This window comes from Kribbella sp. NPDC051770 (assembly GCF_040681455.1).
Classification (GTDB): Bacteria; Actinomycetota; Actinomycetes; order Propionibacteriales; family Kribbellaceae; genus Kribbella.
Map to the genome: position 1 here is coordinate 197,629 of NZ_JBFAYT010000009.1, position 22,969 is coordinate 220,597.

The 22,969-nt window shown below is 70.5% G+C and carries 19 protein-coding genes; 13 read left to right on the plus strand and 6 right to left on the minus strand.

Annotated elements, in window-relative coordinates; all coding sequences use genetic code 11:
- Positions 1 to 26 precede the first annotated feature (26 nt).
- Genes AB0M01_RS28210 through dusB form a run of 3 tightly spaced genes read left to right on the plus strand, consistent with a single transcriptional unit; the run spans position 27 to position 3,196 of the window.
- On the plus strand, positions 27 to 1,412 hold the full coding sequence (locus AB0M01_RS28210; protein WP_363674693.1) for a glycine--tRNA ligase: 1,386 nt from the start codon (positions 27 to 29) through the stop codon (positions 1,410 to 1,412).
- 2 nt (positions 1,413 to 1,414) lie between these two features.
- Complete coding sequence (locus AB0M01_RS28215) at positions 1,415 to 2,071, plus strand: hypothetical protein (RefSeq protein ID WP_363674695.1); 657 nt, start codon at positions 1,415 to 1,417, stop codon at positions 2,069 to 2,071.
- Positions 2,072 to 2,074: 3 nt separating this feature from the next.
- Entirely contained in the window at positions 2,075 to 3,196 is a 1,122-nt protein-coding gene (dusB, locus tag AB0M01_RS28220) for a tRNA dihydrouridine synthase DusB (RefSeq protein WP_363674697.1), read from the plus strand.
- Positions 3,197 to 3,199: 3 nt separating this feature from the next.
- Here dusB and AB0M01_RS28225 read toward each other — a convergent pair whose 3' ends face one another.
- On the minus strand, positions 3,200 to 3,724 hold the full coding sequence (locus tag AB0M01_RS28225; protein WP_363674699.1) for a hypothetical protein: 525 nt from the start codon (positions 3,722 to 3,724) through the stop codon (positions 3,200 to 3,202).
- A gap of 97 nt (positions 3,725 to 3,821) precedes the next feature.
- The gene (locus AB0M01_RS28230) at positions 3,822 to 4,634 is read right to left on the minus strand and encodes a DUF1028 domain-containing protein (protein WP_363674701.1); all 813 of its coding nucleotides are present in this window, start codon (positions 4,632 to 4,634) and stop codon (positions 3,822 to 3,824) included.
- A 54-nt stretch (positions 4,635 to 4,688) separates the two neighbouring features.
- Here AB0M01_RS28230 and AB0M01_RS28235 point away from each other — a divergent pair, with 54 nt between their 5' ends.
- Positions 4,689 to 5,660, plus strand: coding sequence for an ATP-dependent DNA ligase (locus tag AB0M01_RS28235; protein ID WP_363674703.1), 972 nt, complete (start codon positions 4,689 to 4,691; stop codon positions 5,658 to 5,660).
- A gap of 3 nt (positions 5,661 to 5,663) precedes the next feature.
- On the opposite strand, the gene AB0M01_RS28240 is transcribed toward AB0M01_RS28235, so the two are convergent.
- The 3 genes from AB0M01_RS28240 to AB0M01_RS28250 form a co-directional block, all read right to left on the minus strand.
- Positions 5,664 to 9,014 (minus strand): hypothetical protein, encoded by a 3,351-nt coding sequence (locus tag AB0M01_RS28240; RefSeq protein WP_363674705.1) that lies wholly within the window; start codon positions 9,012 to 9,014, stop codon positions 5,664 to 5,666.
- 26 nt (positions 9,015 to 9,040) lie between these two features.
- Positions 9,041 to 10,015, minus strand: coding sequence for a small ribosomal subunit Rsm22 family protein (locus AB0M01_RS28245; RefSeq protein ID WP_363674707.1), 975 nt, complete (start codon positions 10,013 to 10,015; stop codon positions 9,041 to 9,043).
- Between the two features lie 96 nt (positions 10,016 to 10,111).
- Positions 10,112 to 10,687, minus strand: coding sequence for a TetR/AcrR family transcriptional regulator (locus AB0M01_RS28250; RefSeq protein ID WP_363674709.1), 576 nt, complete (start codon positions 10,685 to 10,687; stop codon positions 10,112 to 10,114).
- A gap of 114 nt (positions 10,688 to 10,801) precedes the next feature.
- Between AB0M01_RS28250 and AB0M01_RS28255 the strand changes: the two genes are divergently transcribed.
- The gene (locus tag AB0M01_RS28255) at positions 10,802 to 11,731 is read left to right on the plus strand and encodes an alpha/beta hydrolase (protein WP_363674711.1); all 930 of its coding nucleotides are present in this window, start codon (positions 10,802 to 10,804) and stop codon (positions 11,729 to 11,731) included.
- 14 nt (positions 11,732 to 11,745) lie between these two features.
- Positions 11,746 to 12,459, plus strand: coding sequence for an alpha/beta hydrolase (locus tag AB0M01_RS28260; protein ID WP_363674713.1), 714 nt, complete (start codon positions 11,746 to 11,748; stop codon positions 12,457 to 12,459).
- Here the strand turns inward: AB0M01_RS28260 and mug are convergent.
- A complete protein-coding gene (mug, locus tag AB0M01_RS28265; RefSeq protein WP_363674715.1) occupies positions 12,437 to 12,970 on the minus strand; it encodes a G/U mismatch-specific DNA glycosylase in 534 nt (177 codons plus the stop codon). The genes AB0M01_RS28260 and mug overlap by 23 nt on opposite strands.
- Positions 12,971 to 13,034: 64 nt before the next feature.
- On the opposite strand from mug, the gene AB0M01_RS28270 reads away from it, so the two are divergent.
- The 7 genes from AB0M01_RS28270 to AB0M01_RS28300 all read left to right on the plus strand — a co-directional run bounded on the left by AB0M01_RS28270 (position 13,035) and on the right by AB0M01_RS28300 (position 22,964).
- Positions 13,035 to 13,745: a Clp protease N-terminal domain-containing protein gene (locus tag AB0M01_RS28270; protein WP_363674717.1), complete on the plus strand. Its 711-nt coding sequence runs from the start codon at positions 13,035 to 13,037 to the stop codon at positions 13,743 to 13,745.
- A gap of 9 nt (positions 13,746 to 13,754) precedes the next feature.
- A complete protein-coding gene (locus AB0M01_RS28275; protein WP_363674719.1) occupies positions 13,755 to 15,020 on the plus strand; it encodes a serine hydrolase domain-containing protein in 1,266 nt (421 codons plus the stop codon).
- Complete coding sequence (locus AB0M01_RS28280) at positions 15,020 to 15,715, plus strand: MerR family transcriptional regulator (protein WP_363674721.1); 696 nt, start codon at positions 15,020 to 15,022, stop codon at positions 15,713 to 15,715. Before AB0M01_RS28275 ends, AB0M01_RS28280 begins: the two co-directional genes overlap by 1 nt.
- 30 nt (positions 15,716 to 15,745) lie before the next feature.
- Positions 15,746 to 17,143: an ATP-binding protein gene (locus tag AB0M01_RS28285; RefSeq protein WP_363674723.1), complete on the plus strand. Its 1,398-nt coding sequence runs from the start codon at positions 15,746 to 15,748 to the stop codon at positions 17,141 to 17,143.
- Positions 17,144 to 17,176: 33 nt separating this feature from the next.
- Complete coding sequence (locus AB0M01_RS28290; RefSeq protein WP_363674725.1) at positions 17,177 to 19,138, plus strand: VWA domain-containing protein; 1,962 nt, start codon at positions 17,177 to 17,179, stop codon at positions 19,136 to 19,138.
- A gap of 192 nt (positions 19,139 to 19,330) precedes the next feature.
- Positions 19,331 to 21,997, plus strand: a complete 2,667-nt coding sequence (gene ppdK, locus AB0M01_RS28295; protein WP_363674727.1) for a pyruvate, phosphate dikinase — start codon at positions 19,331 to 19,333, stop codon at positions 21,995 to 21,997.
- A gap of 91 nt (positions 21,998 to 22,088) precedes the next feature.
- On the plus strand, positions 22,089 to 22,964 hold the full coding sequence (locus tag AB0M01_RS28300; protein ID WP_363674728.1) for a hypothetical protein: 876 nt from the start codon (positions 22,089 to 22,091) through the stop codon (positions 22,962 to 22,964).
- Positions 22,965 to 22,969: the final 5 nt, after the last annotated feature.

The following is a 22,969-nucleotide window of genomic DNA, read 5'->3' on the forward strand; positions in this document are numbered from 1 at the left end:
ACCTGTGTCATTACTGGAGTCGAAAAGTGCCCGTGGATACCGTCGATGCCGTCGTCAGCCTCAGCAAGCGCCGGGGCTTCGTCTACCCGTGCGGCGAGATCTACGGCGGCACCCGGTCGGCGTGGGACTACGGACCGCTCGGGATCGAGCTGAAGAACAACGTCCGCAACCAGTGGTGGCGCGCGATGGTGACCAGCCGTGACGACGTCGTCGGCCTGGACTCGTCGGTGATCCTGCCGACCAAGGTCTGGGAGGCCTCCGGGCACCTGTCGGAGTTCGTCGACCCGCTGACCGAGTGCCAGTCCTGCCACAAGCGGTTCCGCGACGACCACCTGCGCGAGGACTACGCGCGGCGCAAGAACAAGGACGCCGACGACGTCAAGCTCGACGAGATCGCCTGCCCGAACTGCGGGAACAAGGGCACCTTCACCGAGCCGCGGATGTTCAACGGGCTGCTCAAGACCTACCTCGGCCCGGTCGAGTCCGAGGAAGGGCTGCACTACCTGCGCCCGGAGACCGCCCAGGGCATCTTCATCAACTTCGCGAACGTGATGGGTACGGCGCGCAAGAAGCCGCCGTTCGGGATCGCGCAGGTCGGCAAGAGCTTCCGCAACGAGATCACCCCGGGCAACTTCATCTTCCGGACCCGCGAGTTCGAGCAGATGGAGATGGAGTTCTTCGTCGCGCCGGGCTCAGACGAGGACTGGCACGAGTACTGGCTGAAGACCCGCTGGGACTGGTACACCGGCCTCGGGCTGAACCCCGACAACATGCGCTTCTACGAGCACCCGAAGGAGAAGCTCAGCCACTACAGCAAGCGCACGGTCGACATCGAGTACAAGTTCAACTTCGGCGGCAAGGACTTCGACGAGCTCGAGGGCATCGCGAACCGGACCGACTTCGACCTGTCGACGCACTCCAAGCACTCCGGCGCCGACCTGTCGTACTTCGACCAGGAGAAGGGCGAGCGCTGGACGCCGTACGTGATCGAGCCGGCCGCCGGCCTGACCCGGAACGTGCTGGCCTTCCTGCTTGACGCGTACACCGAGGACGAGGCGCCGAACGCCAAGGGCGGCGTCGACAAGCGCACCGTGCTGCGCTTCGACCCGCGGCTCGCGCCGGTCAAGGCGGCCGTCCTGCCGCTGTCGCGCAATGCTGACCTGTCTCCGAAGGCGAAGGACCTGGCCGCCGAGCTGCGCCAGGCCTGGAACGTCGACTTCGACGACGCGGGTGCGATCGGGCGCCGCTACCGCCGCCAGGACGAGATCGGTACGCCGTACTGCATCACCGTCGACTTCGACACCCTCGAGGACCACGCGGTGACGATCCGCGAGCGGGACTCGATGAAGCAGGAGCGGGTCGCCCTGACCGAGGTCACCGGGTACCTGGCCCAGCGTCTGGTGGGTTGCTGAGCATGTTGGTCCGGGTGATGGGTGTCGCTGCCGCCGCTGTGCTGTTGCTGGCCGGGTGTTCCGACGACCCGGCGCCGAGTGCGGACGGTACGCCGCCGCCGTCCGCGCCGTCGTCCGGTCCCTCCAGCGCGCCCATCCCCACCGCGTCGACACCCTCGCTGACCCCGCTGCCGACGCCCTCCAAGCCCTGGCCGACGCCGAAGGTCACCGGTACGCCGGACGCCGACGCCCCGCTGGCGAACCGGATCCGGTTCGCGATCGCCAAGCAGGTCCAGGTCGCCGCCGGTCGCGCCGCGAGCACCAAGGTGACCTGCCCGGGCATCGAGAACGCCGACAAGCCGGGCAACCACACGCTCACCTGCACGGTGAACTACGCGGGCAAGACCTTCACCGGTCAGCTCACCGTGGACGCCGAGCAGTACAGCGCGTCGTACAAGTTCACCTCGGAGTCGGTGGCGATCGTGAAGCCGAAGGTCGTGGACGCCGTGCAGCGGGCGGCGTCGGGTGCCGCGAAGGTGACCTGCACAATGGATGACGTGACCGTCGTCAAGCACACCGCGCAGGGGATCGCCTGCGACGTGACCACCGTGGAGAACGCGGTGCAGCCCTACCGTGCCCAGATCTCCGGCAACGGCCAGGTCCTGGTGGCCAAGGCGTAACTGATGCTCAAGCTCGGCAACCTCACCATCGACACCCCCGTCGTGCTCGCGCCGATGGCCGGGATCACCAACGCGGCGTACCGGCGGCTGTGCGCCGAGCAGGGCGCCGGGCTGTACGTGTGCGAGATGATCACGTCGCGCGGCATCGTCGAGGGTGACCCGAAGTCGCTCGACATGCTGACCTTCGACGAGCGCGAGACGGTGCGTTCGGTGCAGCTGTACGGCGTCGACCCGGTGTACGTCGGCCGCGCGGTCGAGCTGCTGTGCTCCGAGTACGGCGTCGCCCACGTCGACCTGAACTTCGGCTGCCCGGTCCCGAAGGTGACCCGCAAGGGCGGCGGCGCCGCGCTGCCGTGGAAGCGGAACCTGCTCGGCGCGATCCTGCAGTCGGCGGTCAAGGCGGCCACGCCGTACGACGTACCGGTGACGATGAAGACCCGGATCGGGATCGACTCCGCGCACCAGACCTACCTGGACGCCGGCCGGATCGCCGAGGAGTCCGGCGCGGCCGCGATCGGCCTGCACGGCCGCACCGCGGCCCAGGCGTACTCCGGCCAGGCCGACTGGACGAAGATCGCCGAACTCGTCGAGCACGTGAACATCCCCGTCCTCGGCAACGGCGACATCTGGGAGGCCTCCGACGCGCTCCGCATGGTCGCCGAAACCGGCTGCGCCGGCGTCATCGTCGGCCGCGGCTGCCTCGGCCGCCCCTGGCTCTTCCGCGACCTGGCCGTCGCCTTCGCCGGCGGAGAGGCCCTCAACCTCCCCACCCTCGGCGAGGTCACCACGGTCATGCGCCGCCACGGCGAACTCCTCGCCGCCCTGATGGGCGAACAACGAGGCCTCCGCGACTTCCGCAAACACGTCCCCTGGTACCTGAAAGGCTTCCCCGCCGGCGGCGAACTCCGCGCCGCCCTCGGCATGGTCGACTCCCTCACCCACCTGGACGACCTGTTGACCCAACTCGACCCCTCCGCCCCCTTCCCCGTAGCCGAACTAGGCGCCCCCCGAGGCCGCCAGGGCTCCCCACGAGACCACGTCGTCCTACCCCACGGCTGGCTAGACGACACCAACGGCCTGAACACCGACCTGGCGGACGCCGAGATCGGTGTATCAGGCGGCTGACCGTCAGCCGAAGCAGTCCTGGTTCTTGGTGGAGAGGCCGAGTTCGGCGATGGACTTGGTGTCTTCGGTGGTGCCGGCGGTGTAATAGGCCGTGGTGCTGCCGGGGACGTCGACTGTGATGCCGTTCTCTGAGGTGGCGGCTTTGGGGTAGGCGGTCTTCAGTTGGTCGACGGTGGAGCCGAGCTTGATGCCTTCGGGGGTGGCCATGGTGTCCTTGGCGAAGATGACGACCAGGCCGTGGGCCTTGGAGAAGTAGACGCCGACGGTGTCGGCGTCGGTCGGGTGGGACTTCAGGTCGTAGCCCTCGCAGTTGTCGCCGGACTTCTTGGTGCCGAGCTCGCCGGTGGCCTTGGCCTGGTCGACGGTCATGCCGAGCTTCAGTTTGCCGTAGCCGTCGGGGCCGAGGGTGGACGCAGTCGGAGTCGGGGTCGCGGCGGCGTTGGTGGCCTTCGGGTCGGAGCCGCCGCAGGCGGTGAGCGCGAGGGCGGTCAGCGTGCAGCCGGTGACCAGGACAGCGGACTTCAGCATGGTGGTTGTTCTCCCCGTAGTGGTGGTGTTGCCCTGTACGACGTCCGCGGCCCGGGGATGGTTGATCTCGGCATCGTTGCGGTTGGCAAAAGGTTGTTTATGGCAACGAATTGCGGAGCTGGTCGAGGATCAGCGGGTCGAGCCGGCCGGGGACGAGGCGTTCCTCGAAGTTCTCGGTGCCGGCCCAGGTGTCGAGGTCGGTGAAGCCGAGGCGGTTCAGATGCTGGGTGACCTCGGCGAGCAGGGAGCCTTCGAGGGGGAGGAGGTCGGCGGGGTCGGGCTTGCCGAAGTACAGGTCGTGCAGGGCGAGCAGGCGGGCGAGCTCCTCGACGGGGGCGCGGTGGTCGTCGACGCGGAGGTCGATCGCGATGTCGAGCTGACCACCGTACGCCGCACCCGCGCGCCAGACGCGGAGGGCCGCGCCTTGGCGACCGCGGCTGTCGCCGCCGGCCTGATCGCCGGCCGAGAGTGCGTGGACCAAGCGGTGTGCGAAAGACTCTTCAGATTTGGTCAGCCAACTGTCGGCCATTGCTTGGACTACCTCGGGGCCTGTGAGGATGTTTCCCTGGGCGGCGAAATGTTCGCCGGCGATGCCGCCGGCCCAGTTCATGCACTCCGGGCCGGTGAACGTCGCGCTGCGACCCGCGCTGTCGACGACGCCGAGCTGGCGGGAGTCGCGGCCCTCGTCGGCGGTGGTCAGGCGGGAGACCACCTCCTCGGCGGAGAGGCCCTCCGCGAGCAGGTCGAGGCCGTCGGGGCCGTACGACAGGTTGGCCGACGCTTGCGTCGCGACGGCGCCCGCACCTGCGCGGCCCCAGGGGACGACCGCACCGACGGCGAGGAACTTGGAGGCGACAGCCACTCCCCAGGACTGCGTCGGTTCGTCGTACGCCACGATCGAGAACGTCATCCGGAGAGTTCCTTTCACGTCAGCAATAGGCCGGACGCAGTCTAGGCTCACTCCATGGCGAGCACACCGGACGAGACGCGCGACGGGGTCGACCTGACGAACCTCGACCAGCCGTTGTTCGACGGCGCGGGGGCGACCAAGCGGGACCTGGTCGACTACCTGGACGCGGTGCACGAGCGGATCCTGCCCGAGCTGCGGGAGCGGCCGTTGACGGTGAAGCGGGTGCGGCCGCGGCAGCAGCCGTTCATGCAGAAGAACGTGCCGAAGTACACGCCCGAGTGGGTGAGGACGGTGACGGTCTGGGCCGAGGCGTCCAAGCGAGAGGTCTCGTACGCGCTCTGCGACGACCGGCGGACGCTGCTGTGGTTCGCGAACCAGCGGGCGGTCGAGTACCACCCGACGCTGATGCGCGCCGACCGCTGGGACCGGGTCACGCACCTGGTGCTCGACCTCGATCCGCCCGAAGGCGACGGGACGTTCGGGCTGGCGGTGCAGGCCGCGCACCTGGTGCGGCAGGCGCTGACCGACTCCGGGCTCGCGGGGGCGGTGAAGACGAGCGGGGCGAAGGGCGTGCACGTGTACGTGCCGATCGACGAGCGGGTGTCGATCGAGGACGCGGCTGCGGCGACCCGCGCGATCGCGGCGCGGGCGGAGCGGATCGACCCGAGCGTCGCGACGACGGCGTACATCAAGGAGGACCGGGGCGGGAAGGTGTTCGTCGACTCGACGCGGGTCGGTGGCGCGACGGTCGTCGCGGCGTACAGCCCGCGGATTCGGCCTGGTACGCCGGTGTCGTTCCCGGTCGGGTGGGGCGAGTTGGACAACGTCTCGCCGGGGGACTTCACGGTGCGTACGGTGCCGGGGTTGCTGGCGTCGGCGGATCACTGGGCCGAGGAGCTGCCGGCGCCGCAGGCGTTGCCGGAGGATCTGTTGGAGGAGGGGCGGGCGATCCCGATCGCGCGGGTGGTCGCGATGCACGAGGGGAAGCGGCGGGCGAAGGCTCGGCGGGAGGCCGAGGAGGAGTAGGGGTCAGTTCTCGGGGGCGGTGATCAGCTCCAGGGACTGCTGCCGGACGTCGGGGTCCGGGTGGTTGCGTAGGGCAATCAACAGGTCTCGCCAGGTCGAGTTCCAGCCGGAGCGGGGGCCGGCCGCGGTGATCAGCGACCTGAGGAACAGTGCGGCGGCGAGATCGCGCTGGGTCGACAAATCGATGCTGGGGGCAACGAGATCCTCGGGGGTCCAGTGGGCTTGGTCGGTGCTGAGCCGGGTGGTGAGCAGGTCGGCCGCGGTCGCGGCGGCCAAGGGCCGGGTCGCGACGGCGGCGCGGAGGGCGTTCAGGTCGTTGGTGAGGATGGTCGCCCCGGCCCACTGGAGCGCGGTGACGAGGAGCTTCAGCCGCAGGTGCAGGTACGGCGGGTCGGTCAGCTCGTCGGCGATCGGGCGAAGTGCCTGGCGGGCTTCGGCCGAGCGGCGGGAGAACGTTCTGGTCAGCTGGTCGACCAGCCGGGTCAGGCGCTGCAGCGCTGGATGGTCACGGTCGGGGAGGGCGTTGGGGACCTGGGGGTTGTTCTCCAGACGGACCAGCAGGCGAACCGAGCCGACCAGCTCGTCGAGGCCCCGGTCGGGCGCGGTTGCTACGACGCCGACCAGTGCGGTGGTGGCGCTGGACCAGGAGCGGGAGCTGAGGTCGGTGATGAAGGCCGCGATGACGGGAGCGACGGCGGTGTTCCAAGGGGCCCAGCGCTGGAGTGCGAGGAGCGCGGGCTGGACGACCTCTGGCTCGGGGCGGTTGGTGACGGCGATCAGGAGGTCGGCGTACCGGGAGCGGTACTTCGTTGCGAGCCCGTACGGCGTGCGCTGGGTCAGCACGGTCGCTGTCGCGGCGCTGTCGTGCACTGCCTGCTGCAGGAGTGCCCAGCTCGCCGGCTCGTGCAGGAGGTACTGGGACGCGGCGCTGGTGATGGCGGCGCGGACGTCGCGGTGGGCGTCGCTCCAGGCCTCGGTCAGTACGGCGGCAGCGCCGGGTGCGCGCAGCTCGCCGAGGAGGCGAGCGGCCTCCTTGCGGGAGGTGACCTTCAGGTTGGGACCAGTGAGCACCGGATGCAGCAGCGCGGGCAGCGTGCTCGGGCGCACGAAGCGGGCGGTGCGAGTCGCCGCGTAGATCGCGACGCGGGCGCGGTCGGTGCCGGCGTACCTCAGCAGAGTGGGGAGGGCGAGCTGGGGCTGATCCGACCAGGAGAGCGCGCGGAGGGCTGCTTCCTGGAGGAGGATGGAGCCCGCGTCGGGCAGGTAGGGCTCGACCGCTGACGGTCCGATCACCGGGAGCTGCCCGAGCATCAGGATCGTCTCGGCGCGGGTCCACTCGGCGAGGTCGGCGTTGTCGGCGACAGCCGTCACGACCTCGGCGTACCGGCGGTGCTGGCGGGGAAGCCAGCGCCGCAAAGTCGAGCCGCTGACGCGCCAGGGCGCGTGGGGAGAGGCGAAGAGGCGGCTGCGCGCAGGATCGGCAAGCACAGTGTCGAGCAGGTCGGTGCGGTCCGTGCTGACGGCCGACCAGACGGCGTCCCACTGGGCCATGCCGGGGTCGCGCGCGAGGATGCGGGCGACGCGGTCGGCGCGGGTCGCGGGCGGGCGGAGCCAGTACGACGCCGCGGTGCCGACGGTGAACTCCTGGTTCGACCAGAGCGCCACCTCGAGCAGGTCCTGCAGGTGCTCGTTGTCCCAGCCGCGGCGGTCGAACGCGCTCGTGACGGCGAAGAGCAGCGCGAAGTCCGTACGCCGGGCCGCGCTCTCCAGGTACGGGCTGAGCGCCTCGTAGATCGCCGCTTCGCGGCCGCGCGGGAGCCCGTCGATGATGCCGTCGAGGTCGATCGTGCCGCGGTTCTGGGTGATCGCGGCGTGCGCCTGCAGGCCCCAAGCGAGCAGCGCGGACTGGTTGCGCTGGGCCCCTTGGTGGACCGCCGTACGGGCGGTGGCGGTGAGGGCGGCGCGGCTTGGCCAGGAGGTGTCGCGGGCCTCGAGCGCGTCGGTGAGGAGGGTCTGCAGCGGCTCGACGAGGGTGTCGTCGAAGGCCGACGGCGGGAGCGCGGCGACGGCTTCGAGGACGACCTGGCGAACGGGGTCGCGGTCGTTGCGGACACGGGTTGCCCAGACCAGGGCCTGCTGGATGAGGTCCGCCCGGCGCGACCGTCCGGCTGAGGCGATGACCGCTTGGTAGATCGCGGCACGGTCGGCGGGTTCCGGGCGGGAGATCTCCGGGCTTAGCAGGGCGAACGCTTCGTCGTACGGGAGGTACGCCGTGAGCTGCCAGCGGCGGTGCGCGTCCTCGGCGATGTCGGGGAGGGTGAGCATCCGGCGCGCCTGCTCGGCGCGGGTCGCTCGGGGGAGGACGTCGAGGAGGGCCGACGGGAGTTCGCGGAGCTCGACGGTGGAGGTGACGGCGGTGAAGACGGTCGCTCGGCGGGAGGGTGGGAGGTCGGTCAGGAGGGTGGCGAGGTTGGGCCAGAGGTGGTTGCCGAGGGCGGTGAGGTCTTCGTCGGTGTAGCGGTGCAGGCGGCGACGGACCGCGGGGGTGAGGGCGTTGCCGAGGGCACCTGCGCGGTCGGGGGCGAGGAGGAGGGCGAGGACGCCGGCCGGGTCGTGGTCGATGAGGCGGCCGAGGATCTGGACGACAGGCCAGGGGAGGGCGTCGGGGGCGATCGCCTTGGTGATGAGGGTGAAGGTCCTCGTCGGGTCGTGGTCGAGAGCGGCGGCCAGGCCGTGGGCGAGGCCTTGCCACCACTCGTCGCGGTCCTGGCCGGTGGGGAGCGTCGCGGTGGCGTGGTCGAGGACCGGCTCGGGGTGGCGGCGGGTGAGGCGGTCCCACTGGCCGGCGGCGAGGCAGTAGGCCAGCTCGGGGAGGAGGCGGCGGACCGTGGCGTCGTCGGTGCTGTCGAGCAGGGCGGCGGCGTACTGGTCGCCCCAGCGGTCGCGCTGCTCGTCGATCAGGCGGGCGGCGAGGAGCTGGCGGTTGGTACGGCGGATGACGCGCACCAAGCGCGGGCGGAGAGCGGCCGGGGCGTCGTCGTGGAGGATGCGCAGTTCGTCATCAGAAACTCTTTGTGTGGCTTGACGAGGCCAGTTGCCTACTGCTGCGAGGGCTTGGGACTGGACCGTGGGCTCGGGGTCGTGCAGGAGCCGGGTGACGTACTGCGCATCGCCGGTGATCTGGGCGATGTGGAGGCCGATGACGCGCTGGTCGGCGGGGCCTGCGGCGAGGTCGTTGAGGAGCTCGTCGAGCTCGGGAGTCCCGCGGAGGCGGAGCGCCTGGTCGGCGATCGCGCGGACGCGGTCGGCGTACGGGAGGGCATCGATCGACCGGAGCAGGTCAGCGGCTCGCATGACGTACATCCTGCCGATGGGTGGTGTCAGCTCGGCCAGGGGTCGCCGTACTCCGTGTTGCGGGCGGTCTTGTACAGCGGACCCTGCCGTTTCGAGACCAGCTCATCGCGCAGCTCGCCGTCGCGCGCGCACAGGCGGAGCGAGACCAAGCCCTTGCGCTGCTGCGGGTGGCGGAGCACGCGGTTGGCGGCGTGCGCGCGCAGCGTCGGGCTGGTGACGACGTACGAGAACTTCTCGTCCTCGAAGCCGAGCTCCGCGCCCTTCGTACGGCGATGGACCGCGCTGCGGTTGACGCGGCTGGTGAAGTGGCACCAGTCGCGGCCGCGCGGGATCGGGCACGCGAGGTCGTGCGGGCAGGGGGCGATCACGCTGTGGCCGGCGGCGAGGAGCTGGTCGCGGGCGGCGACGATGCGCTCGTAGCCGCCGGGGGTACCGGGCTCGATCAGGGCGACCAGGCCTTGCTGGGCCGAGAGCTGGGCGACCAGGTCGCGCTGCTGGCTCTCGGAGAGCTCACTGAGCACGTACGAGACGGTGACGAGGTCGGCCTGCTCGAAGGTGGACGCGTCGAGGCGCGCGGTCGTCCAGCTCGTACGCCGAACCGCCGGCGACTCGGCGCCGGCCATCAGCTTCTTGCCCAGGGCAATGGCTTCGGGGACCTGCTCGAGCACGGTCACGCTGGACAGCGACGGCCAGACGTCGGTCGCCGCCCAGACCGCCGAGCCGGTGCCGCCGCCGATGTCGAAGTGCTTGCCAGGCTCGAACGAGGGGAGCTGGAGCGCGGCCTGCTCGAGGGCTGAGCGGACGGCGGCGTACGTCGCGGGCATCCGGTACGCCGAGTAGGTGATCACGTCGGCCTGGGACGCCATGATCGGGGTGGTCGCGGCGTGCTCGTCGCGGTAGCGGGCGCTGAGCCGCTGGAAGGTGCTGGTGAGCTGCGCCGCGGGGACGCTGGCGAGCGCGGTGTCGAGTGCACTCCGCAGGTCGTGCGGCAGGTCAGCCATCGTCATCCTCCGTCGAACAAGAACCCAGAAATCCTAGTCGGACCCCGGCTGGGTGAGGACAGGACAGGCTGCGGGGGGAGGGAAAGGCGGGAGCGATCAGCGGGCCGGCAGAGCGAGCTGCATCAGCAGCTCGGCGGCCTCCCGTGCGCGCGTGGCCGGTGCGGCCGAGCCCGAGATCGCGGACGTGGTGATCGCGCCCTCGCTCAGCAGGATCAGGTGGTCCGCGAGCTGCTGCGGGTCTGCAGCACCCGCGGCAGCAGCTAGATCGGCGAGCGCCTGGCGGAAGCCGGCCTTGTGCTCCTGCGCCAGCTCGGCGACCTTCGGCGACACCGCGCCCAGCTCACCGAACGAGTTGATGAACGCGCACCCCCGGAAGTCCTTCTGCGTGAACCAGCTGTGCAGGAAGTCGAACACCGCCAGGATCTTCTCCCGCGGCTCCGTCGCCGCGTCCACGTGCTCGGCGAGCATCGTCTTCCACTGCTGGTCACGCTGGTGCAGATACGCCTCGATCAGCGCGTCCTTCGACGGGAACAGCTGGTACAGCCGCTTCAGCGAGACTCCCGACGCGGTCCGGATCGCGTCCATCCCGACGGACTGCACGCCGCGTTCGTAGAAGAGCGCGTCGGCCGCGTCCAGCACCTGCCGTTGCGCGGTCGCCGTGTCGATCGCCATCCCACTGCCTCCCGCTGTGATCCGGAGCACCCCACTTGCGCGGAGAACCATCGTTCTCCTAGAGTAGCAGCACCGCGAGAGAACGCCCGTTCTCCCGACGAGGAGGAGAGTCCGATGACCGTTCTGGAGCCCGCCGCCCAAGCCTTCGCCGACGCGACCGCGCAGCCGCCGTTCCTGTTCCAGCTCGACCCGGCCGAGGGTCGCAAGCTGGTCGACGAGGTGCAGACCACTGAGTACCCGAAGCTCCCGGTTGACGAGGAGTGGGTCACCGTCGCCGACGGCACCAGGGCACGCATCGTCAAGCCGGCCGGTACGACGGCCGAGCTGCCGGTGATCCTCTACATCCACGGCGCCGGCTGGGTCTTTGGCAACGCGCACACCCACGACCGCCTGGTCCGCGAGCTGGCCGTCGGCGCCGGTGCGGCCGTCGTCTTCCCGGAGTACGACCTGTCGCCCGAGGTCCGCTACCCGCACGCTCTCGAGCAGGCGTACGCCGTCGCCCGCTGGATCGTTGCGGACGGCAAGAGCAAGGGGCTGGACGCGACCAGGCTGGCGATCGCCGGCGACTCGGTCGGCGGCAACCTGACCGCGGCCGTGACGCTGCTCGCCAAGGAGCGCGGCGACCTCACGTTCAAGCAGCAGGTGCTGTTCTACCCGGTCACCGACGCGTCGTTCGACACCGCGTCGTACCAGGAGTTTGCCGAGGGCTACTTCCTCCAGCGTGACGGCATGAAGTGGTTCTGGGACCAGTACACGCAGGACGAGGCCGAGCGGAACCAGATCACCGCGTCCCCGCTGCGCGCGACCACCGAGCAACTGCAGGGCCTGCCGACCGCGCTGGTGATCACCGGTGAGGCCGACGTCCTGCGCGACGAGGGCGAGGCGTACGCCGAGAAGCTGCGCGCGGCCGGCGTCGCCGTGACCGCGGTGCGGTTCGGCGGAATCATCCACGACTTCGTCATGTTGGACGCGTTGCGGGACACCCACGCCGCGACGGCCGCGATCGACCTGGCCGTCCGGACCCTCCGTTCCGCACTGGCCTGAAAGGACCTCCCGAGATGACCGCAAGCACCACCACCGTCGTTCTCGTCCACGGCGCGTTCGCCGACGGCGGCAGCTGGAACGGCGTGATCGACTTCCTGCAGAAGGTCGGGATCGCCGTCACCGCCGTCCCGAACCCGCTGTGTGGCCTGACGCCCGACGCCGCGTACGTCGCGAGCGCGGTCCGCCAGATCGACGGTCCGGTGCTGCTGGTCGGTCACTCGTACGGCGGCGCGGTGATCAACAAGGCGGCGCAGGAGCTGGAGAACGTGGTCGGGCTCGTCCATGTCGCGGCGTTCGTGCCGGACACGGGCGAGAGCCCGGCGAGCATCTCCGCGAAGTTCCCGGAGACGCCGTTCGGAGCGGCGCTCCGGCCGACGACCTTCCCGCTGCCGGACGGCTCCGAGGCGACCGAGCTGCGGCTCGACCCGGCGGCGTACCCGGACGTGTTCGCGGCGGACCTGCCGATCGAGGTCAGCCGGGTGCTCGCGGCGAGTCAGCGGCCTGTCGCGGCGCAGGGGCTCGAGGAGGAGTTCACCGGCGAGCCGGGCTGGAAGACGCTGCCGACCTGGAACCTGGTCGCCACGCACGACCAGTCGATCCACCCGGACGCCGAGCGGTTCATGGCCCAGCGGGCCGGTGGGACGACGATCGAGGTCGAGGGCTCGCACTCGGTCGCGGTCTCGCAGCCCGAGGCGGTCGCGGATTTCATTCTGAAGGCACTGAGCTGAGGTCCGGCAGACCTGCGGCAGCCCGCAGTTCGCCGTACACGAGGGCGAGCTTCGGCAGCGTGTAGTGCGCGTTCAGCCCGCTCGGGTTCGGCAGGATCCAGACCCGGGTGGGCCCGATCGTGCGGTCCTGGAGGCCCATCGCGGCCTTCGGGGCGGCGAAGGCGTCCCGGTACGCCGTGACGCCGACGACCGCGAGCCAGTCGGGCGCGAGGTCGAGCACCTTGGCGGTCAGCTGCTCGCCGCCGGCCCGCAGCTCGGCCTTGGTCAGCTCGTCGGCGCGCGCCGACGGCCGGTCGACGACGTTGGTGATCCCGAGCCCGAGGTCGAGCAGCTCGCCCTGCTCGGCCGGTTTCAGCACCCGCGGGGTGAAACCGGCCTGGTGCAGCGCCGGCCAGAACCGGTTGCCGGGGCGGGCGAAGTGGTGGCCGGTCTCGGCCGACACCAGCCCGGGGTTGATCCCGCAGAACAGGACGCGCAGACCGGGCCGGACCAGGTCGTCGAGCGGTTGCATGCGCCCACCCTAGGTCGTCAACTCAGGGTTGACGCAGCGGAGGTCGTCAACCTACGGTTGACGCATGACTCCTGGACCTGACCTTCAGCAACTCATCGACACCATCCGCACCGACACCGGCAGCGACGACGTGCTCGAGCAGCTCGCGACCGCGTCCAGCACGATCACCGACCTGACCGCCACCTCCGACGCCGCGCTCGGCTACTTCGTCGACCGGGCCCGTGGCGCCGGCAAGTCCTGGGTCGAGATCAGCTCCGTGCTCGGCGTCAGCAAGCAGGCCGCGCACAAGCGGTTCGCCGACTCCTGGCCGGTCAAGCTCGACCTCGAACGCTTCACGCTGCGCACCAAGGTGGTCATCCAGGCCGCCTCCGGCATCGCCCGCGAGCGCGGCCAGGGCTTCGTCGGCACCGAGCACCTGCTGCTCGGCCTGTTCACCGAGCCGCAGTCGATCGCCACGCTGCTGATGACCGAGGCCGGCCTGACCGAGGACGACGTGCTCGCCGCGGTCGACGCCGAGGCGCCGCCCGCCGCAGCCGGAGAGACCAGTGACGCAGAGCTGCCGATGACGCCGCGTGCCTCGCACGTGATCGGCTACGCGACCGAGGAGGCGCTGCTGCTCGGTCACAACTACATCGGCACCGAGCACCTGCTGCTCGCGTTCTACAACTACCCCGGCGGCATCGCGGCCAAGGTGCTGAACCAGCTCGGCCTGTCCGAGGAAGCGGCACGCGAAGGCGTCCGCGTCGCGTTGGAGCGACTGACGCAGGGCAAGTAGTTTTGGCTCGTGCCTGACTGGACCGCGCGACTGACGCACCTGGCGACCAAGTACGACGTACCGGGCGCGGTGCTCGGCGTGTGGGCCGACGACGAGCAGACCATCACGCCGTACGGCGTGCTGAACCGGCGGACCGGGGTCGCGACCACCGCGGACTCGGTGTTCCAGATCGGCTCGGTGACCAAGCCCTGGACGGCGACGATGATCGTCCAGCTGGCCGCCGAGGGGCGCCTCGACCTCGGCGACCCGGTCGTCAAGCTGTTGCCTGAGGCACCGATCGACGAGCGGATCACGGTCCGGCAGCTGCTCACCCACACCAGCGGGATCGACGGTGACGTGTTCACCGACACCGGACGCGGTGACGACTGCGTCCAGCGGTACGTCGCACAGCTGGCCGGCGTACCGCAGCTGTTCGAGCCCGGTACGGCGTACTCGTACTGCAACGCCGGGTTCGTGCTGCTCGGCCGGATCGTCGAGGTGCTCGACGGCCGGACCTGGGACGACTCGCTCCGGATCCGGCTGGTCGAGCCGCTCGGGCTGACCGCGACGATGACGTTGCCCGAGGAGGCGATCCTGCATCGCGCGGCGGTCGGGCATGTCGCGAGCGACGGCTCGGTGGTGTCGACGTGGCAGCTGCCGCGGAGCATCGGGCCGGCGGGGTTGATCACGACGACGGCTGAAGACCTGCTGAAGTTTGCGCAGCTGCACTTGGATCAGTACCGCGAGATGCGGGAACCTGAAGTCAGCTACCCGGGTGGAACGGGTGGGCTGGCGGAGATCGGGTTGAGCTGGCGGCTGTACGACTGGGGTGGGCGGCGGCTGTTCGGGCACGACGGGACGACGATCTCGCAGCTCGCGTTCCTGCGGGTCGATCCGGAGGCGCGGGTCGCGTTCTGCTTGCTGACGAACTCGGGGAACGCACCGGGGTTGTTCGAGGAGCTGGCGAGTGAGGTGTTCGGCAAAGCACCGCCCGAGCCCCAGCCAGTCGGGGAGACAGCAACCTTCGGTGGTCGGCACTTGGGGCGTTACGCCCGGGAGAGCGTCGCCATCGAGGTGCTGCGGCGGGACGGGAAGCTCATGCTCACCCATCAGGCGACTGGTGACCGGCTGGCGTTCGCCGAGGAGCCGGTGCAGGAGTTCGAGCTGCTGCCGACCGAGCCGCTCGACGGTGACCACTTCGTCACTCGCACCTCCGCCGACCAGCCCTGGACGCCGGTGACCTTCCGGCCGACGTACCTGTTCACCTCCGGCCGCGTCACCCCGCGAGTCGGCTGATGAGCCTGCGACCGGTCGACCTGGCCCGGCGGGTCGGCGTGTCGACGCAGCTGATCCGCAACTACGAAGCGGCCGGCGTACTGCCCGAGGCGCCGCGCACAGCGAGCGGCTACCGCCAGTACGACGAGCAGCACCTCGACGCGCTGCTCACCTACCGCGCGCTGGCGCCCGGCTTCGGCGCGGAGAGCGCGCAGCTGATCATGCGCGCGGTGAACGAGGGCGACCTCCAGCTGGCGCTGCGCGAGATCGACCGCAGCCACGCCGAGCTGCACGAGCAGCGCCGCGCGACGGACACCGCGAGCGAGGCGCTCGGCGCGGCGGCCGAGCAGTTCCTCGACGGCGTACCGGTGACCGGCCCGCCGCTGAGAGTCGGGGAGCTGGCCCATCAGCTCGGCATCCGGACCTCCGCGCTGCGCGTCTGGGAGGCGGCCGGGCTGCTCACGCCGACCCGTGAGCGCGGGACGAACTACCGTCGCTACCAGCCCGCGCAGGTGCGCGACGCCCGGATCATCCACATGCTGCGGCAGGGACGGTACGGGTTCGACCAGATCCGGCCGGTGCTGGAGGGCCTCCGCCGGACCGGCAGCACCGAGGCGCTGCGCGCGGCGGTCGCGGAGCGTCGCGCGGCGCACGACCGGCGTACGAGAGCCATGTTGCACGGTGCCGCGCTGCTGCACGGATATATCGACAGGTGATCTTGGGGTGACCGAGCTAACGTCGTCAGAGTGACTAGTGCACCTGCTGACCTTCCCCGGAAGGCCGGCGAGCTTCGCGCCGCCGGTTACCTTCCCCGCACCATCAAAGCCGAGATCCGCGACAACCTGCTGACCAAGCTGCGCGCCGGCGACGACCCGTGGCCCGGCATCGTCGGGTTCTCCCGAACCGTGATTCCCCAGCTCGAGCGGGCGCTGCTCGCCGGGCACGACGTCGTCCTGCTCGGTGAGCGCGGCCAGGGCAAGACCCGCCTGCTGCGCACGCTGATCGGGCTGCTCGACGAGTGGACGCCCGTGATCGAGGGATCGGAACTGCCCGAGCACCCGCTCGACCCGATCACTCCGGCGTCCAAGCGCCGGGCCGCCGAGCTCGGCGACGACCTGCCGGTGACCTGGCTGCACCGCGACCTGCGGTACGCCGAGAAGCTGGCCACCCCCGACACCTCGGTCGGTGACCTGATCGGCGACGTCGACCCGGTCAAGGTCGCCGAGGGCCGCAGCCTGGGCGACCCCGAGACCATCCACTTCGGCCTGGTCCCGCGGGCGCACCGCGGCATCGTCGCCATCAACGAGCTGCCCGACCTGGCCGAGCGGATCCAGGTCGCGCTGCTGAACGTGATGGAGGAGCGCGACATCCAGGTCCGCGGCTACACGCTCCGGCTGCCGCTCGACGTGTTGCTGGTGGCAACGGCCAACCCCGAGGACTACACCAACCGCGGGCGGATCATCACGCCGCTGAAGGACCGGTTCGGCGCCGAGGTCCGGACCCACTACCCGCTCGACGTCGACGCCGAGGTGGACGTCGTACGGCAGGAGGCGGAGCTGACCGCGGAGGTCGGCGAGCCGCTACTGGAGGTGCTGGCGCGGTTCGTGCGGCACCTGCGTGAGTCGACGTCGATCGACCAGCGCTCGGGTGTGTCGGCCCGGTTCGCTGTCGCGGCGGCCGAGACCGTCGCGGCTGCTGCGCTGCGGCGGTCCGCGATCACCGGCGAGGAGCCGGCCGTCGCGCGGCCGGTCGACCTGGAGGCCGTGCCGTCCGTACTGCGCGGCAAGCTCGAGTTCGAGCCCGGTGAGGAGGGCCGGGAGACCGAGTTGCTCGAGTACCTGCTGCGTCGGTCGGTGGCCGACACGGCGCGCGAGCGGTTCGCCGGGCTGGACCTCACGCCGCTGGCCAACGCCGTTGCCGAGGGCCACCTGGTGACGACGGGCGAGCGGATCCCCGGTCGCGACGTACTGTCCGCGCTGCCCGAGCTGCCGGTGCTGCACGACGTCGCCGCGCGGGCGGGCGTCGAGGCGGACGACTCGCCGGGGCGGATCGCGGCCGCGGTGGAGCTCGCGCTGGAGGCGCTCTACCTGTCGAAACGACTCGCGAAGGACGCCGACGACGACACGACCGTCTACGGAGCCTGACATGACGTCGGCGATCCCTGAAGGAGGGCTGAGATGACCGCTGCGATTCCCGAAGGCTGGTCGTACGGGCCCTGGCACGAGGGGCCCGACCCGCTGGCGCCACCGGTCGACCTGCGGGACGCGCTCGACGAGCTCGGCCAGGACGTGATGGCCGGCTCGTCGCCGCGGTCCGCGCTGGAGGAGCTGCTCCGCCGCGGGACCCGCAACACCCAGGGGCTGGACGACCTGACCCGCCGGCTCTGGGAGCGGCGGCGGGAGCTGCAGTCCCGGCACAACCTCGAAGGCACCCTGCGCGACGTGCAGCGGCTGCTCGACGAGGCGCTGGCGGCCGAGCGGCACGACCTGTTCCCGAACCCGTCCGACGACGCCCGGTTCCGCGAGGCGCAGCTCGACGCGCTGCCCTCCGGTACGGCGGCCGCCGTACGGGAGCTGGCGGAGTACGACTGGCAGTCGTCCGAAGCCCGGCAGAAGTACGAGCAGATCAAGGAGCTGCTCGGCCAGGAGCTGCTCGGGTCGCGGTTCGAGGGGATGAAGGAGGCGATGCAGAACGTCACCCCGGAGGATGTTGCCCGGGTCAACGAGATGCTCGCCGACCTGAACGCGCTGCTGGCCGCGCACGCGCAGGACCGGCCCGACGTACCGCAGCTGTTCGAGCAGTTCATGGCCAAGCACGGCGAGTTCTTCCCGGAGAACCCGCGCACCGTCGACGAGCTGATCGACGCGCTGGCCAAGCGGGCCGCGGCGGCGCAACGGATGATGAACTCGATGACCCCGGAGCAGCGGGCCGAGCTGGCCCAGCTCTCGCAGCAGGCGTTCGGCAGCCCCGAGCTGTCGCAGCAGCTGCAGCAGCTCGACTCGCAGCTGCAGGCGCTGCGGCCGGGCGAGGACTGGTACTCGGGCGAGCGGATGAGCGGCGACGACCCCCTCGGTCTCGCCGAGGGTGCGCAGGCGATGAACGACCTGGCCGAGCTCGACGCGCTGGCCGAGCAGCTCTCGCAGTCGTACCCGGGCGCTCGGCTCGAGGACATCGACCTGGACGCGCTGACCCGTCAGCTCGGCGACGAGGCGACGGTCGACGCGCGGCGGCTGAGTGAGCTGGAGCGCGAGCTGCGCAACCAGGGCCTGCTGGAGCGCGCTCCGGACGGCTCGCTGCGGCTGTCGCCGAAGGCGCTGCGTCAGCTCGGGCAGACCGCGCTGTCCGACGTACTGCGGGCAGCTCGTGGGCAGTCCGGTGAGCGCGAGTCGGCGTCGGCCGGGGCTGCGGGGGAGTTGAGTGGTTCGACTCGGCAGTGGCAGTTCGGCGACACCCAAGCCTGGGACGTGCCGAAGACCGTGCGCAACGCCGTACTGCGGAACGCCAGTGTCGGTGCGGATGTCCGACTCGACGTGGCCGATGTCGAGATCGCCGAGACCGAGCACCGGGCTCGTGCCGCGGTGGCGCTGCTGGTGGACACCTCCTGGTCGATGGTCCAGGAGAACCGCTGGCTCCCGATGAAGCGGACGGCGCTCGCGCTGCATCAGCTCATCTCGACCCGCTACCGCAACGACGCGCTCCAGCTGATCACCTTCGGCCGGTACGCCGGGGTGGTGGAGCTGCCGCAGCTGATCGGGCTCGAGGGCACCTGGGAGCAGGGCACCAACGCGCACCACGCGCTGCTGCTGGCCGGCCGGCACCTGCGCCGGCACCCGGACGCGAACCCGGTGGTCCTGATGGTGACCGACGGCGAGCCGACCGCGCACCTGGAGCCGGACGGGACGGCGGAGTTCTCCTACCCGCCGGAGCCGGCGACGCTGCGCAAGACGATCTTCGAGGTGGACCGGCTGGCCAAGCTCGGCGCCTCGCTGACCGTCTTCCGGCTCGGCGACGACCCGCGGCTGGAGCGGTTCGTCGACCTGCTGGCCCGCCGCAGCGGTGGGCGAGTTCTCGCCCCGGACGCCGACGGACTCGGGGCAGCGGTGGTCGGTGATTACTTGAGAACTCGGCGAAAGTTCTGACAATCCCAAGGTGGTAAGGGTTTTCCACCTTGATCGTGTGGGCAGGGTCACGATCTCAATGTGAGACCAGTGTGCAAGTGGACTGTTTTTTGGGCTTACTCTGAAAAGACGCCCCCGCCACTGGAGTCGGACGGGCCAGCGACCACCACGTCGCGACCCACACCGCATCGCTCGACCACCTTGGGAGTGACTGTGCCGAAACTCGTCTACGACTTCGCCGAAGGCAACAAGGACATGAAGCAGCTCCTGGGCGGCAAGGGGGCGAACCTGGCGGAGATGACCAACCTCGGCCTGCCGGTGCCGCCCGGCTTCACCATCTCCGCCGACGCCTGCAAGGTGTACCTGGCCACCGGGTCGGTGCCGGCGGAGCTGGCCGACGAGATCGACCACCACGTCGACGCGCTGCAGCAGAAGATGGGCAAGAAGCTCGGGCAGGCCGACGACCCGCTGCTGGTCTCGGTCCGCTCGGGCGCCGCCGTGTCCATGCCCGGCATGATGGAGACGGTGCTCAACGTCGGTCTCAACGACGACTCGGTGAACGGCCTGGCCCACCACTCCGGCAACCCGCGGTTCGCCTGGGACGCCTACCGGCGGCTGATCCAGATGTTCGGCAAGACGGTGCTGGGCATGGAAGGTGACGTCTTCGAGGACGCCATCGAGGCGGCCAAGCAGTCGAAGGGCACCAAGAACGACCTCGACCTGGACGCCGACGACCTGCAGGCGCTGGTCGCGACCTTCAAGGCCGCCGTCCGCGAGCACACCGGCCGCGACTTCCCGCAGGACCCGCGCGAGCAGATGGACCTGGCGATCGAGGCCGTCTTCGGCTCCTGGAACTCCGAGCGGGCCATCCTCTACCGCCGCCAGGAGCGGATCGCCACCGACCTCGGTACCGCGGTGAACATCTGCTCGATGGTCTTCGGCAACCTCGGCATGGACTCCGGCACCGGCGTCGCGTTCACCCGCGACCCGTCCAGCGGCCAGCCCGGCGTCTACGGCGACTACCTGCAGAACGCCCAGGGCGAGGACGTCGTGGCCGGCATCCGCAACACCGTCCCGCTGGCCGACCTCGAGCAGATCGACAAGACGTCGTACGACGACCTGATGGCCATCATGGCCAAGCTCGAGGGCCACTACCGCGACCTGTGCGACATCGAGTTCACCGTCGAGCGCGGCAAGCTGTGGATGCTGCAGACCCGGGTCGGCAAGCGCACCGCCGCGGCCGCGTTCCGGATCGCGACCAGCCTGGTCGACGAGGGCATGATCGACACCGACGAGGCACTGAAGCGGGTCAAGGGCGCGCAGCTCGCGCAGCTGATGTTCCCGCGGTTCGACGCCGACGCGTCGAAGGAGCTGATCACCAAGGCGATCGGCGCGTCGCCGGGTGCGGCGTCCGGCAAGGTGGTGTTCACGTCGGCGGCCGCCGTCGAGGCGGCCGACCGCGGCGAGAAGGTCATCCTGGTCCGGCGCGAGACCAACCCCGACGACCTGCACGGGATGATCGCGGCGCAGGGCATCCTGACCAGCCGCGGCGGCAAGACCTCGCACGCGGCGGTCGTCGCGCGCGGGATGGGCAAGACCTGCGTCTGCGGCGCGGAGGAGCTCGACGTCAACGTCGCGGCGGAGAAGATCACCGTCGGCGGCAAGACGTTCGGGCCGGGTGAGCTGATCTCGATCGACGGGACGACCGGTGAGGTCTTCCTCGGCGAGGTGCCGGTGGTGCCGTCGCCGGTCGTGCAGTACTTCGAGGGGACGCTCGCTGCTGACGCCGGGGACGAGTTGGTGGCGGCGGTGGACCGGCTGATCACGCACGCGGACGAGATCCGGCGGCTCGGCGTACGGACGAACGCGGACACCGCGGACGACGCGGCGCGGGCCCGGCGGTTCGGGGCGCAGGGGATCGGGCTGTGCCGGACCGAGCACATGTTCCTGGGGGAGCGGCGGGAGTCGGTCGAGCGGCTGATCCTGGCGGAGAACGCTTCGGAGCGGGACGCGGCGCTGGCCGAGTTGGAGCCGTTGCAGCGTGGGGACTTCCTGGAACTGCTGGACGCGATGGACGGGCTGCCGGTGACGATCCGGCTGATCGACCCGCCGCTGCACGAGTTCCTGCCGTCGATGGAGGACCTCGCGGTGAAGGTCGCCGTCGCGAAGGAGCGCGGCGAGGAGCCGGGGCACGAGGTGAAGCTGCTGGCCGCGGTCGAGCGGCTGCACGAGCAGAACCCGATGCTCGGGCTGCGCGGGGTGCGGCTGGGGCTGATGATCCCGGGGCTGTTCGCGATGCAGGTGCGGGCGATCGCGTCCGCGGCGGCGGAGTTGCGCAAGCAGGGCAAGGATCCGCGGCCGGAGATCATGATCCCGCTGGTGGGCGCGATCCAGGAGCTGCAGCTGGCCAGGGACGAAGTAGAAGGTGTGCTGAAGGAGGTCGCCGAGTCCGAGGGAGTGGAGTGGACCATTCCGATCGGCACCATGATCGAGCTGCCGCGGGCCGCGGTGATCGCGGATCAGATCGCTGAGGCCGCCGACTTCTTCTCGTTCGGGACCAACGACCTGACCCAGACGACCTGGGGCTTCAGCCGGGACGACGTCGAGGGGTCGTTCTTCTCCCGGTACCTGGAGAAGGGGATCTTCGCGGTCTCGCCGTTCGAGTCGATCGACCGCGAGGGCGTCGGCAGCCTGGTCCGGACCGGCGTCGAGCGCGGGCGGGCGACTCGCCCGGACCTGAAGCTCGGGATCTGCGGTGAGCACGGTGGCGATCCGGACAGCATCCACTTCTTCCACGAGGTCGGGCTGGACTACGTCTCCTGCTCGCCGTTCCGGATCCCGGTCGCCCGGCTGGAGGCGGGGCGCGCCGCGCTCGACTGACCAGTGAATGCCTGAGGCAACGAGTTAGGGTGAGATCTCCCACGGGGAAACGGGGAGACCCTTGCAACTTGCCTCAGGCAATCAACGTGCGGTGGACGTGGTGCGGGCCGGCGCTCTCGCGCTGGTGCTGGTCCTGCTGGTGATCGGCGGGGTGCTGGTCTTCCGCGACTACGCCGCGATGTCGGACGCGCCGGAGCCGCTGGACGACCGGGGTGGGGTGTTCGTGCTGCTCGATCGGCCTGGTGTGCCGGTGAGCACCGAGGTGGTGGTGCGGGACAGCAAGCTCGAGCTGCGCCTGGAGGTCGGCAAGGGATACGCCGGCCAGGAGGTCGGCTACTCCTTGGTCCTCACGGGCAGCGGTACGGCGGTAGGACCGGACGGCGCGAGCTGTCCGGCGGGGATCACCAGCGCGACGCCAGTCAGCTGTCACCCTGCGCAGCTCGATCCCGAGCTCGCGTTCGCGTCGCCCGAGCAGCCGATGGACGCGCAGGTCGTCGCCGGGCGGATCACCCGCGGCGACGACGGGATGCGGACCGAGCTCACGATCGACACCGGTCGCCGGTTCGCACAGCTCGACGGGAAGCGCACGTACTTCGGTCTGCCCGCGATCGGCACGGCGTACCTGGCACCGGACGAACGGCGTACGGTCTCCTTCGCCGTCGGGTCCGACAAGGCGTTCGTGCCCGAGCGGCTCGACCTCAGCGTCGACTACGGCGACCTCCCGGTGACCCAGCGCGCCGAGACCGTCAGCCCCGAGCCGTGGATCGCCGGCTCGCTGTTCTGGTTCGCCGAGGACGCCGCGACGGTGAAGGCGCGCGGCGCACTCGTCGACGCGGTCACCGAGGACCACGAGGAACGCACCCTCTTCCTCGTCGGCCTGTACGTCGGCCTCGCGACCGCGTTCGTGCCGCTGCTGCTCCCGGCGCTCTGGCGCTCGGGGCAGCGCCTGCGCCGCAGCAGAGACTAGATTCC

Excerpts from the sequence above, each read along its gene's own strand:
- mug (WP_363674715.1), bottom strand. The coding sequence starts at position 12,970 with ATGCAACCGCTCGACGACCTGGTCCGGCCCGGTCTGCGCGTCCTGTTC.
- AB0M01_RS28260 (WP_363674713.1), top strand. The coding sequence starts at position 11,746 with ATGACCGCAAGCACCACCACCGTCGTTCTCGTCCACGGCGCGTTCGCC.
- AB0M01_RS28250 (WP_363674709.1), bottom strand. The coding sequence starts at position 10,687 with ATGGCGATCGACACGGCGACCGCGCAACGGCAGGTGCTGGACGCGGCC.
- AB0M01_RS28255 (WP_363674711.1), top strand. The coding sequence starts at position 10,802 with ATGACCGTTCTGGAGCCCGCCGCCCAAGCCTTCGCCGACGCGACCGCG.
- AB0M01_RS28240 (WP_363674705.1), bottom strand. The coding sequence starts at position 9,014 with ATGCGAGCCGCTGACCTGCTCCGGTCGATCGATGCCCTCCCGTACGCC.
- AB0M01_RS28235 (WP_363674703.1), top strand. The coding sequence starts at position 4,689 with ATGGCGAGCACACCGGACGAGACGCGCGACGGGGTCGACCTGACGAAC.
- AB0M01_RS28215 (WP_363674695.1), top strand. The coding sequence starts at position 1,415 with ATGTTGGTCCGGGTGATGGGTGTCGCTGCCGCCGCTGTGCTGTTGCTG.
- AB0M01_RS28225 (WP_363674699.1), bottom strand. The coding sequence starts at position 3,724 with ATGCTGAAGTCCGCTGTCCTGGTCACCGGCTGCACGCTGACCGCCCTC.
- dusB (WP_363674697.1), top strand. The coding sequence starts at position 2,075 with ATGCTCAAGCTCGGCAACCTCACCATCGACACCCCCGTCGTGCTCGCG.
- AB0M01_RS28230 (WP_363674701.1), bottom strand. The coding sequence starts at position 4,634 with ATGACGTTCTCGATCGTGGCGTACGACGAACCGACGCAGTCCTGGGGA.
- AB0M01_RS28270 (WP_363674717.1), top strand. The coding sequence starts at position 13,035 with ATGACTCCTGGACCTGACCTTCAGCAACTCATCGACACCATCCGCACC.
- AB0M01_RS28280 (WP_363674721.1), top strand. The coding sequence starts at position 15,020 with ATGAGCCTGCGACCGGTCGACCTGGCCCGGCGGGTCGGCGTGTCGACG.
- AB0M01_RS28245 (WP_363674707.1), bottom strand. The coding sequence starts at position 10,015 with ATGGCTGACCTGCCGCACGACCTGCGGAGTGCACTCGACACCGCGCTC.
- AB0M01_RS28290 (WP_363674725.1), top strand. The coding sequence starts at position 17,177 with ATGACCGCTGCGATTCCCGAAGGCTGGTCGTACGGGCCCTGGCACGAG.